This is a genomic window from Promicromonospora sp. NPDC060271, assembly GCF_042726755.1.
Classification (GTDB): domain Bacteria; phylum Actinomycetota; class Actinomycetes; order Actinomycetales; family Cellulomonadaceae; genus Promicromonospora.
Genome location: NZ_JBHXBG010000186.1, coordinates 1 through 10,350, shown reverse-complemented (window position 1 = coordinate 10,350; position 10,350 = coordinate 1). Strand labels below are relative to the sequence as shown.

At 72.9% G+C, this 10,350-nt stretch carries 11 protein-coding genes; 6 read left to right on the top strand and 5 right to left on the bottom strand.

The window, feature by feature from the left end:
* Nucleotides 1-40 precede the first annotated feature (40 nt).
* Entirely contained in the window at nt 41-604 is a 564-nt protein-coding gene (locus ACFWE2_RS21865) for a MarR family winged helix-turn-helix transcriptional regulator (RefSeq protein ID WP_377226316.1), read from the bottom strand.
* Nucleotides 605-723: 119 nt separating this feature from the next.
* Between ACFWE2_RS21865 and ACFWE2_RS21860 the strand changes: the two genes are divergently transcribed.
* Together ACFWE2_RS21860 and ACFWE2_RS21855 are read left to right on the top strand one after the other, a co-directional pair.
* On the top strand, nt 724-1,170 hold the full coding sequence (locus ACFWE2_RS21860) for a pyrimidine dimer DNA glycosylase/endonuclease V (protein WP_377226315.1): 447 nt from the start codon (nt 724-726) through the stop codon (nt 1,168-1,170).
* Nucleotides 1,167-3,425 carry an MMPL family transporter gene (locus tag ACFWE2_RS21855; RefSeq protein ID WP_377226314.1) on the top strand — a complete coding sequence of 753 codons (2,259 nt, stop codon included), beginning with the start codon at nt 1,167-1,169 and terminating at the stop codon, nt 3,423-3,425. The genes ACFWE2_RS21860 and ACFWE2_RS21855 overlap by 4 nt, the downstream gene beginning before the upstream one ends.
* Nucleotides 3,426-3,483: 58 nt before the next feature.
* On the opposite strand, the gene ACFWE2_RS21850 is transcribed toward ACFWE2_RS21855, so the two are convergent.
* On the bottom strand, nt 3,484-4,197 hold the full coding sequence (locus ACFWE2_RS21850; RefSeq protein ID WP_377226313.1) for a TetR/AcrR family transcriptional regulator: 714 nt from the start codon (nt 4,195-4,197) through the stop codon (nt 3,484-3,486).
* Nucleotides 4,198-4,457: 260 nt separating this feature from the next.
* On the opposite strand from ACFWE2_RS21850, the gene ACFWE2_RS21845 reads away from it, so the two are divergent.
* Nucleotides 4,458-5,087, top strand: coding sequence for a GNAT family N-acetyltransferase (locus tag ACFWE2_RS21845; RefSeq protein ID WP_377226312.1), 630 nt, complete (start codon nt 4,458-4,460; stop codon nt 5,085-5,087).
* 38 nt (nt 5,088-5,125) lie between these two features.
* Here ACFWE2_RS21845 and ACFWE2_RS21840 read toward each other — a convergent pair whose 3' ends face one another.
* Nucleotides 5,126-5,920 (bottom strand): ferredoxin reductase, encoded by a 795-nt coding sequence (locus ACFWE2_RS21840; RefSeq protein ID WP_377226311.1) that lies wholly within the window; start codon nt 5,918-5,920, stop codon nt 5,126-5,128.
* Complete coding sequence (locus tag ACFWE2_RS21835; protein WP_377226310.1) at nt 5,913-6,590, bottom strand: sulfite oxidase-like oxidoreductase; 678 nt, start codon at nt 6,588-6,590, stop codon at nt 5,913-5,915. The genes ACFWE2_RS21840 and ACFWE2_RS21835 overlap by 8 nt, the downstream gene beginning before the upstream one ends.
* 143 nt (nt 6,591-6,733) lie before the next feature.
* Here ACFWE2_RS21835 and ACFWE2_RS21830 point away from each other — a divergent pair, with 143 nt between their 5' ends.
* Nucleotides 6,734-7,510: an NPP1 family protein gene (locus tag ACFWE2_RS21830; RefSeq protein WP_377226309.1), complete on the top strand. Its 777-nt coding sequence runs from the start codon at nt 6,734-6,736 to the stop codon at nt 7,508-7,510.
* 39 nt (nt 7,511-7,549) lie between these two features.
* On the opposite strand, the gene ACFWE2_RS21825 is transcribed toward ACFWE2_RS21830, so the two are convergent.
* Nucleotides 7,550-8,371: a sigma factor-like helix-turn-helix DNA-binding protein gene (locus tag ACFWE2_RS21825; protein WP_377226308.1), complete on the bottom strand. Its 822-nt coding sequence runs from the start codon at nt 8,369-8,371 to the stop codon at nt 7,550-7,552.
* 211 nt (nt 8,372-8,582) lie between these two features.
* Here ACFWE2_RS21825 and ACFWE2_RS21820 point away from each other — a divergent pair, with 211 nt between their 5' ends.
* Both ACFWE2_RS21820 and ACFWE2_RS21815 read left to right on the top strand, forming a co-directional pair.
* The gene (locus ACFWE2_RS21820; RefSeq protein ID WP_377226307.1) at nt 8,583-9,602 is read left to right on the top strand and encodes an alpha/beta hydrolase; all 1,020 of its coding nucleotides are present in this window, start codon (nt 8,583-8,585) and stop codon (nt 9,600-9,602) included.
* Nucleotides 9,599-10,315: an alpha/beta fold hydrolase gene (locus ACFWE2_RS21815; RefSeq protein WP_377226306.1), complete on the top strand. Its 717-nt coding sequence runs from the start codon at nt 9,599-9,601 to the stop codon at nt 10,313-10,315. The genes ACFWE2_RS21820 and ACFWE2_RS21815 overlap by 4 nt, the downstream gene beginning before the upstream one ends.
* Nucleotides 10,316-10,350: the final 35 nt, after the last annotated feature.

Below are 10,350 nucleotides of genomic sequence, written 5' to 3'. Positions count from 1 at the left end.
GGAGTAGACAACGTCTACTCCGCGCAACACACCCGCCCGGTCACAACTCGCCCTGGTCCGTGGCCGCCAGGTCGTCGAGGAAGCGGATGACGACCTCCCGCTCCTCGGCGGTCAGGCGGGCCGCCGCGTCGAACCGTCGGGCGTGGCTGCGCCCGACGGTCTCGCGCGCGGCGTGCCGCGTCTCCGGGGTGACCTCGATCGCGAGGCTGCGCCGGTCGGAGGCGTGCGGGGCGCGCCGCACGTGGTCGCCGGCGGCGAGCCGGTCGATGAGCTTGGTGGTCGACGCCGTCGTGATGCCCAGGTGCTCGGCGATCGCGCCCGGCGTCACGACGCGGCCGTGGTTCTCCATCGCGATGAGGAACCGCAGCGCGCGCATGTCGGTCTCACCGAGCTTCATGTAGCGCCGTGACGCCTCGCTCATCCGGCGCTCGGTCTCGCGCCAGCGGCGCAGCGCCTCCAGGACGCCGACCACCTGGTCGATGTCGGCGTCGTCCAGGCCGGCGAGCCGCACGATCTCCTGACCGGGGTCCATGATGCGCGGATCCATCATCGACGGCTCGGCGTCGCGGGGAACAGGCTCGCGGGGAACAGCTTCGAGATCCACGTTCGGATATTACCCCCTTGACTTATTGCGTCATTTGCTTACAGGTAGCCAGGCTAGCTAAGTTGGCAGGCGATAGGCCGGGTACCCGATCCGGCCGACAGCACAGGAGGTGCCGACGCATGCGGCTGTGGTCACTGGATCCGGCGTTGCTCGACCGGCAGGGTCTCACCGCGTGCTGGCGCGAGGCCTTGCTGGCGCAGGCGGTGCTGCTCGGCCGTACCCGGGGCTACACCGCGCACCCGCAGCTCGACCGCTTCCGCGAGCACCCGCAGCCCGCCGTCGCGATCTCGGCCTACCTCCACGGCGTGCGGGACGAGGCGGCACGGCGCGGCTACCGGTTCGACGCCCAGCGGATCGCCCAGCCGCTCGACGAGCGCACCCGCGCAACGGCACGGATCGTCGTGACCACCGGGCAGCTCGAGCTCGAGTGGCAGCACCTCCTGAGCAAGCTCGCGATCCGCTCCCCCGCGCACCACGCCGGGATCGCCTCGGCCGGACCACCGGCCGCCCACCCCCTGTTCGTGGTCGTCCCCGGCCCCGTCGCGAGCTGGGAGCGCGCCTCGTGACCGCCGGTTCGCGCGTGCCGCGCTGGCTCCGGGTGACCCTGCCCGCCGTGCTCATCCTGGTCTGGCTCGTGGGCGCCGCGATCGGCGGCCCGTACTTCGGCCGGGTCGACGAGGTCTCCTCCAACGACCGCACCGCCTACCTGCCCGCCACCGCGGAGGCGACAGAGGTACAGGAGCGGCTCGCCGGCTTCACCGACGGCGACGCGGTGCCCGCGATAGCGGTGTTCGTCGCCACGGAGGGTGCCGGGGACGGCGCCACGGGTGAGCTCAGCGACGACGACCTCACCGCGATCGGCGAGCGGCTGACCGCGGCCGGCAGCCTGGAGGTGGTGGACGGCGACGTCTCCCCGCCCATCCCCGCCGAGGACGGCGCCGCCGCGCAGGCCTTCGTGCCCCTGTCCGGCTCCGCGGACCTCGGCGAGGCCACGGGCGAGCTGCGGGCCACCCTGAGCGAGGGCCTGCCGGCCGGCGTCGACCTCTACCTCACGGGACCGGCGGGCTTCTCGAGCGACCTGGCGTCCGCGTTCGCCGGGATCGACGGGCTGCTGCTCGGCGTGGCACTCGCCGCGGTGCTGGTCATCCTCGTGGTGGTCTACCGTTCGCTGCTGCTCCCGCTCGCCGTGCTCGCGACGAGCATGTTCGCGCTCTGCCTCGCGCTGCTGACGGTCTGGCACCTCGCCAGGTCCGGGGTGCTGCTGCTCAGCGGGCAGACCCAGGGCATCCTGTTCATCCTCGTCATCGGCGCGGCGACGGACTACGCCCTCCTGTACGTCGCGCGCTTTCGCGAGGAGCTGGTGCGCACGCCCGACCGGTGGACCGCCACCTGGCGGGCCCTGCGGGGCTCGTTCGAACCGATCCTCGCCTCGGGCGGCACGGTCATCGCGGGCCTGCTCTGCCTGCTGCTGAGCGAGCTGCGCTCGAACAGCACACTCGGCCCGGTCGCCGCCGTCGGCATAGCGTTCGCGATGCTCGCCGCGCTCACGCTGCTCCCCGCGCTGCTGCTCGCGCTCGGCCGCGCGGCGTTCTGGCCCCGCCGGCCGGCGTACGATCCCGCCGCCGCGCAGCCCGGCTCGGCGCAGGACGAGGAGCGCGGGTTGTGGGGACGGGTCTCGCGCGCCGTGCGCGCCCGGCCGCGGACCATCTGGATCACGACGGCGGCGGTCCTCGCCCTCGGCTGCGCGGGGATAACGCAGCTCCAGGCCTCGGGCGTACCGCAGTCGGAGCTGGTCCTCGGCGCCTCCGAGGCGCGCATGGGCCAGGACCGGCTGGCCGAGCACTTCCCCGCCGGGTCGGGGAGCCCGGTCTACGTCGTCGCGCCCGAGGACGAGCTGCAGCGGGCGGCCGACGTCCTGCTGGAGGAGGACGGGATAGCGCAGGTCGCGATCTCCGCGGACACCGCGAGCGGGACCGCCCCCGTCACGGCCGAGGGCATCCAGGCGGCGGGGCCTGGTGGGGCGGCGGGGCCAGGTGGGGCGGCGGGGCCTGGTGGGGCGGCGGGGCCCAGTGGGCCGGCGGGGCCCGGTGGGCCGGCGGGGCCGCCCGTCCCCGAGCCGGTGGTGTCCGACGGCGAGGTGCTGCTCCAGGGCACGCTCGAGGACGCCGCCGACTCGGCCGCCGCGGAGCAGACGGTCCGTGACCTGCGCACCGCCTACGCCGACGCGGTCCCCGAGGCCCTGGTCGGCGGCGAGTCCGCGACCGACCTCGACACGAACGACGCCTCGATCCGGGACCGGACCCTCATCGTCCCGATCGTGCTCGTGGTGATCCTGCTGATCCTGATGCTGCTCCTGCGCGCCGTCCTCGCGCCGGTGCTGCTGGTCCTCACGACCGTGCTGTCCTTCGGGACGGCGATGGGCGTCGCCGCGCTCGTGTTCAACGACCTGCTGGGGTTCCCGGGCGCCGACCCGGCGGTGCCCCTGTTCGGCTTCGTCTTCCTCGTCGCGCTCGGGATCGACTACAACATCTTCCTCATGACCAGGGTCCGTGAGGAGTCGATCGCGCACGGCACGCGTGACGGCGTGCTGCGCGGGCTGCGGCTGACCGGTGGCATCATCACGTCGGCCGGGCTGGTGCTCGCGGCGACCTTCACGGCGCTCGCGGTCATCCCCGTGCTGTTCCTCGCGCAGCTCGCGTTCATCGTCGCCTTCGGCGTCCTGCTCGACACCTTCGCCGTCCGGTCCTTCCTGGTCCCCGCGCTCGCTTACGACATCGGCCGGGCGATCTGGTGGCCCTCCAGCCTGGCACGGGGCCGCTGACCGGGATTCAGCAGGCCACGGGGAGCCGTAACCGGCCCGGTTACGGCTCCCCCTGGCGTTACGGTCCGCCCCAGCCTTCGGGGGTCACGAGCCCGGCGACGACCCCGGCGAGGCCCTCGCGGAACCAGGAGTCGACCTCCGCGTCGAACGCGTCCGGCAGCCTGCCGCCGCTCGCGCCGTCGAGCCACGTATGACGGCGGCGTGCGCCGGTGCGGTCGAGCCGCCGCGCCTCCTGTGACCACCACGCCCGGTACGCCGTCCCGGAGCGGGCCGTCTCCTTGTGCTCGGCGAGGAGCAACAGGGCCATGCCCTGCACGTAACCGTTCAGTGCGATGTACCGCCCGAGGGCCGTCTGCGGGTCGAACCCCAGCTCGACGAACGCCTCGATGGTCGCCCGCGCGGCCTCGAGGACCGCAGGGACGAGAAGCGGCCGGCTGGTGGCGAGCACGGACACGAGCCACGGGTGCGCGCGGTACGCCGCCCACTCGTCCTCGGCGAGCCGGGTGAGCGTTCCGACCGGCCCTCCGTCCGACGGCGCGGCGGCGCGGCCGGCGGCGCCCGCGCGCCCGGCCGCAAGAAGATGCTGGACCATCGCCGCCACGAGCCGGTCGCGGCTCCCGAACGCCCGGCGCACCTCGGGCAGCGCGATCTCGGCATGGTGAGCGAGGACGCGGAGCGTCAGGCCGCCGAGCCCTTCCGCGTCGGCGAGGCCGATCGCCGTGCGGACCAGCGTGCCGCCCGCGTCTTCCGCGGCCGCTTCGGAGCCGGGCACGCGCTCACGGCGTCGCCCGTCGGACAGCGGCGTCGTGGGAGCCGCGAGCCGACCTCCGTCCCGACGGCGCCGGTACGCCCGCGACTGGCAGGACCGGGAGCAGTAGCGCCGCGGCCTCCCGGTCCGGCGCCCGGCACCCGGGGCCGGGTCCAGGTCTCTCCCGCACTCCACGCACGTCATGCCGCCGCGCTCCTTTCGTCGCACTTCTTCGTGAGTCGAAACTACTTCGCGTCGGGCCGGGGGTGCCGGAGCCTGGACGCATGCCGATACCTCACCTGACCGTCCGACCGTCCGTGCCCTCGGAGTTCGACGTGGTGCTCCCCGTGTGCGTCGAGGCCTTCGCCGACGAGGCGGTCTCCGCCTGGGTCGAACCCGATCCCGAGCGGCGGCGACAGCGCACCCGGGAGCTCTTCGAGTCGTCGCTGCGGGCTGCGGTCGACGCGGGCCAGCTGCTCGTCGCGTTCCTCGCGGGTGGGGGCCCTGTCGCCGCGTCCGTCTGGGCCGAGCTTCCCGGCACGCCGCCGGAGCCGGAGCTTCCCGACACCGATCGGTTCGTCGGCGACCTGGCCCGCCGTCTGGCCGTCGTGCGGACGGCGACGGGCGCGCGGCACCCCGACGTGCCCCACGTGTACCTCTCGGCGATGGCCGCACTCCCCCGTTGGCGCGGGCTGGGCGCCGGCTCCGCCCTGCTGCGCCACGGCCTGGGGCACGCGCGCGACGTCGGCCTGCCGGTCTATCTCGAGGCGTCGACGCCGCGGAACCGGAGGCTCTACGCACGACACGGCTTCCGGGACCACGGCGAACCCATCGCGCTGCCCGACGGCGGCCCGGTCCTCCAGCCCATGTGGCGGGAAGTCCGCGAGCCGACGCCGCGCGACGTCCCCGCCTGAGGCGACCCGGCCCGCCGTGCGCGCCCAGACCGAATCGCTCAGTCCCCCGCCGGGCCGAATCGCTCGGTCCGCACCCGGGCCGGGTCGTGCCCCTGGGCCACGACCATGCGCGAGACCGCCTCGACGAAACCCGTCGGACCGCAGATGTACACGCGCGGTTCCAGCTCGGCCGGCCAGCCCCACGAAGCCAGCTCCGAGTCGGTGAGGCGCCGCGGACCGCGGAGCGCGGTGAGCGAGACCGCCCTGGTGTAGATGGTGCTGGCCTCGAAACCGTCGCCACGGGCGGCGAGCTGCTCCAGCTCGCTCGTGTACAGCCGGTCCTCGGGCGTGCGCACCGAGTAGATCAGCCGGAACGGCGTACGGTCGCCGGCCTGGCGACGCGCCCGGGCCATGGCCATCACCGGGACCAGGCCGGACCCGCCGGCCAGGAGCAGGACGGGCGTACCGGCGTCGGACGCCGGGTCCCAGACGAACCAGCCGCCGATGGGTCCACGTACCTCGATCGCGGAACCGGGCGGGAACTCGTCGACGAGGTACGGGGAGACCTCGCCGTCCCGGACCCGCTGGACGGTCACCTCGACCCGGCCGCTACCGGCCGCCGTCGGCCCGCTCGCGAGGGAGTACGAACGTTCTGCCGTGTATCCGTCGGGTGCGGTGAGGCGCAGGTCCAGGTGCTGACCGGCCAGGTGTCCCGGCCAGCCCGGGACGTCGAGCACGAGGGTCGTCGCGGTAGGGCTCTCGGCCCGGCGTTCGACGAGGGTCCCGACCTGCCAGCCCGAGGGAACCGCGTACCTGTCACCGAGCCGCGAGCCGGCGGGCCGGAGCTCAGTCACCCTGGTACCTCTGCTCGCGCCACGGGTCGCCGAGGTCGTGGTAGCCGAGCTTCTCCCAGAAGCCGGGCCGGTCCGTCGGCATGAGCCGCAGCGAGCGCACCCACTTGGCCGACTTCCAGAAGTACAGGTGCGGCACCAGCAGCCGGGCGGGGCCGCCGTGCTCGGGGTGCAACGGCTTGCCGTCGAAGGTGTGCGCGATCCACGCCTTGCCGCCCAGCAGGTCCGCCACCGGGAGGTTGGTCGTGTAGCCGCCGTAGGAGCCCACCATCGCGAAGTCCGCGGTGGACTCCACCTCGGCGAGCAGCACGTCCAGGGAGACCCCGCGCCAGCGGGTGCCGAACTTGGACCAGCGGGTGACGCAGTGGATGTCGACGGTCGGCGTGTCCTGGGGCAGCGCCATCAGGTCGGCCCAGGTCCAGGACCTCGTGGCGCCCGACTCGGCGGTGACGGTGAAGCTCCAGGTCTCCGTGCTCACGTTGGGCGTCGGACCCGCGGAGAGCACGGGGAACCCCTCCTCCGCGTACTGCCCGGGCGGCAGGGTCACGCCTTCGGGACGCGCACGTCCGCGGAAACCGGGGGTCAGGGTGGCACCGAGGCTGTGGTCGGGTCCGGCAGGGTCCGGTCCGGCAGGATCTGGTCCGCCCGAGGCAGGCCGGGAAGTGCTGGTCATGCCTCAAGGTAGTGCGGCGGCGGCCACTTCGTCATGTACGGGATCACCCTCATTGCCCGGCCCCCGACCCGCCCATAGCATCCACCTGTCGCGATTTTCACCCGCCCTCGTCACACCCGGTCAGGACCGACGAAAGGCCAGTCATGCACCGACCGCTCTCAGCGCGCCTCGTCGCAACGCTCGCAGTCACCGCGCTCGCCCTGACCGCGCCGGCGTCGGTCGCGCACGCGGACCCGCCGCCCAACCTCCCGCAGAACGCCACGGGGACCGAGCAGTCCTTCTCCCCCGCCTACGACTACGACGGCGACGGCTGCTACGCGACGCCCGCCATCGGCCCCGACGGCACCATCGCACCCGGCCTGAACATCGGCGGGGCCGTCAACGGCAACTGCCGCGACCGGTCGGACCTGGACAACTCGCAGACCTACTCGCGGGAGAAGTGCAACAACGGCTGGTGCGCGGTGATGTACGCGAGCTACTTCGAGAAGGACCAGACGATGGACGGCCCGATCGCGATCGGCAGCCACAAGCACGACTGGGAGCACGTCGTGGTGTGGGTCGACCAGGCGTCGAACCAGGTCGAGCACGTCTCGATCACCGAGCACAGCGGTTCGGCCACCTATCCCCGGTCCCAGGTCCGGTTCGAGGGGTCGCACCCCAAGATCGTCTTCCACAAGGACGGCCCGAGCACCCACCTCTTCCGGCTGGCGAACGGTAACGACGACCCGCCCGAGAACCACTACGGCAGCTGGCGCTACCCGCCGCTCGTGGGCTGGGACGGCTGGCCGAGCACGTCGCTCCGCGACCGCCTCATGACCGCCGACTTCGGCGGCGCGACCATCAAGATCGACGACGGCGACTTCACCTACTGGCTGGAGCGGATGAAGCCGGCCGGGATCCCGTTCGACCCGGCGGGCTGACGCCCGCCACCTGCTGGCAACGCACCCCGGCTCGCGGTCTCACCTTCCCGTCGCCCACGTACGCCGGACGGGTCCGAGCTTGGCCGGGTTCATCTGCCACAGGATCTCGTCGATGCCACGGTCCGAGGACGTAAGTGTCAGGACGCAGAACAGCGCCCCGTCCCGTTCCAAGCCCCTGGCCTCCTCGCCGTTGACGGTCAGGGGCCGGGCGGTGACGCCGGCCCAGAAGACCTCAGCGTAGGCCTGCAGGAGCCGGGCGACCTTTCGGCGTCCGACGACGGGCACCCGCGCCGCCGGCCGCACGACGCCGCCGCTGTCCGCCCGGCTGACGACGTCCTCGGCGAACAGGTGCTCGAGCCCTGCGAGGTCGCCGATCCGGGCGGCCGTGACGAACGCGTCCAGGAGCGCGCGTCGTCTGCTCGCGACGACGGTGGTCCGCTTGCCCGTCGCGATGTGCTTGCGGGCCCGGCTGACGAGCTGCCGCGCCGTGGCCTGCGACAGCTGGACGATCCGGGCGATGTCCGCGTAGGCGTAGCCGAACGCCTCGCGCAGCACGTAGGCCGCGCGTTCGGTCGGGGTGAGACGTTCGAGCAGCACCAGGACCGCCACGTCCAGGGCCTCCGCCCGCTCGGCACCGAGCAACGGGTCGTCGCTCGTGTCCACCGGCTCGGGGAGCCAAGGCCCCGTGTACGTCTCGCGGCGGGATCGGGCGCTCTGGAGCACGTTGAGGGCGAGCCGCGTCGCCGTGGTCGTCAGAAAGGCCTCCGGGTTCCTGACGACCGACCGGTCGGTGGTGTGCCAGCGGATCCAGCGGCCGGGTCCGGGTCGTCCGGATCCGGGGCGCTCGAAGTCGTCATGCATCTCCCTGCGATGGCTGAACCGTCACAGCCGGCGCCCCCGGCCGGTCGTATGTGCGAGGCCCGCCCACAGGCGGACTCGCGACTCAAATGTTCGCACCCGTGACCCACACCTGTCGCAGCGCAATCCGGACCCATCGGACGCCGGTCAGGAGATTCACCCCGGAGAAACACGCAGGGGTACACGGGACAACCGGAGCAGAAGAAGGAGAGCCATGAGTGAGCACGTGCTCGAACCGGCGGCCCAGGCGTTCGCCGATGCGACCGCCAACCCCCCGTTCGTCTACGAACTGGGGATCGAGGGTGCGCGGAAGCTGCTGGACGACGTCCAGTCGGGGCCCGTCGAGAAGCCGGACGTCGACGAGAAGTGGATCACCGTCCCCGCCACGGTCGGCGACGTCCGGGTCCGCATCGTCAAGCCCGTCGGTACCTCCACCCCCGGCGGTACGGACGACGGGACCTCCGACCTCCTGCCGACCGTCCTCTACGTCCACGGCGGCGGCTGGATCCTCGGCGGCACCACCACCCACGACCGCCTCGTGCGCGACCTGGCCGTCGGTGCCGGTGCGGCCGTCGTCTTCGTGGAGTACACCCGGTCACCGGAGGCCCAGTATCCCGTGGCGATCGAGCAGGCCTACGCCACCGCGCAGTGGATCACCCACGAGGGCGCCTCCCAGGGCCTGGACGCGTCCCGGCTGGCCGTGGCCGGCGACTCCGTCGGCGGCAACATGACCGCAGCCCTCACAATCCTCGCCAAGCAGCGCGGCGACGTGACCTTCGTCCACCAGTCCCTCTACTACCCGGTGACCGACGCCGCGCAGGACACCGACAGCTACCGCGAGTTCGCCCACGGCCCGCACCTGACGGCCAAGGCCATGGCGTGGTTCTGGGACGCCTACCTGCCCGACCTCGACCGGCGCGGCGAGACCACCGCGTCGCCCCTGCGGGCGACCGCCGAGGAGCTCGCGGGCCTGCCCGAGACGTTCCTGGTCGTCGACGAGAACGACGTCCTGCGGGACGAGGGGGAGGCATACGGCCGGCACCTCACCGCGGCAGGCGTACCGACGACGAGCGTCCGCTACAACGGCACGATCCACGACTTCATGATGCTCAACCCGCTTCGCGCCACCGCAGCGACGACCGCCGCCCTGGAGCAGGCGACCCACGTCCTGCGCAAGGCGCTCCACAAGTCGGCACACGCCGAGTCAGCACACACCAAGGGAGAACTGTCATGACCACACCCACCGTCGTCCTCGTCCACGGCGCCTTCGCGGAGTCGTCGAGCTGGAACGCCGTCGTCCACGAGCTGCAGCAGCAGGCGCTGCGCGTCGTCGCGGCTGCCAACCCGCTGCGTTCCGTCACCGGAGACGCCCGGTACCTCCGCGACGTGATCGCGTCGATCGACGGGCCGGTCGTCCTGGCCGGCCACTCCTACGGCGGCATGGTGATCACGGAGGCAGCCGCGGGCAACGACCAGGTGGTCGGCCTCGTCTACGTCGCCGCGTTCACCCCCGACACCGGGGAGGACGCGTTCACGCTGTCCGCCAAGTTCCCGGGCAGCACACTCGGCGGCGCCATCACTGCCTACCCGGTCTCGACCGGCGGGAACGAGGTCGTCATCCGGCCGGAGGTGTTCGGCGAGCAGTTCGCCGCCGACGTCGACGACGACCTCGCCACGCTCATGGCCGCCACCCAGCGGCCCGTGACCGAGGCCGCGCTCACGGAGGGCCTGCCAACGGCCACCCCGGCGTGGCGGACGATCCCGTCGTGGTTCGTCTTCGGGGACGCCGACCGGAACATCCCGGCCGAGCTCATCCGGTTCATGGCGGAACGGGCGGGCGCCCGCACGGCCACGGAGATCCCCGGGGCCTCGCACGCGCTGTCGGTCTCGCACCCGGTGCCCGTGGCGGAGACGATCCTCGCCGCCGTCGAGGCCACCAGGAAGTAGTGGCGGGCCGACGCCGGCCGGGAACGCTCCAGCGC

Bases quoted from the DNA above. Each gene is read 5' to 3' on its own strand.
- ACFWE2_RS21820 (WP_377226307.1), top strand. From the start codon at position 8,583: ATGAGTGAGCACGTGCTCGAACCGGCGGCCCAGGCGTTCGCCGATGCG.
- ACFWE2_RS21815 (WP_377226306.1), top strand. From the start codon at position 9,599: ATGACCACACCCACCGTCGTCCTCGTCCACGGCGCCTTCGCGGAGTCG.
- ACFWE2_RS21830 (WP_377226309.1), top strand. From the start codon at position 6,734: ATGCACCGACCGCTCTCAGCGCGCCTCGTCGCAACGCTCGCAGTCACC.
- ACFWE2_RS21845 (WP_377226312.1), top strand. From the start codon at position 4,458: ATGCCGATACCTCACCTGACCGTCCGACCGTCCGTGCCCTCGGAGTTC.
- ACFWE2_RS21860 (WP_377226315.1), top strand. From the start codon at position 724: ATGCGGCTGTGGTCACTGGATCCGGCGTTGCTCGACCGGCAGGGTCTC.
- ACFWE2_RS21825 (WP_377226308.1), bottom strand. From the start codon at position 8,371: ATGCATGACGACTTCGAGCGCCCCGGATCCGGACGACCCGGACCCGGC.
- ACFWE2_RS21835 (WP_377226310.1), bottom strand. From the start codon at position 6,590: ATGACCAGCACTTCCCGGCCTGCCTCGGGCGGACCAGATCCTGCCGGA.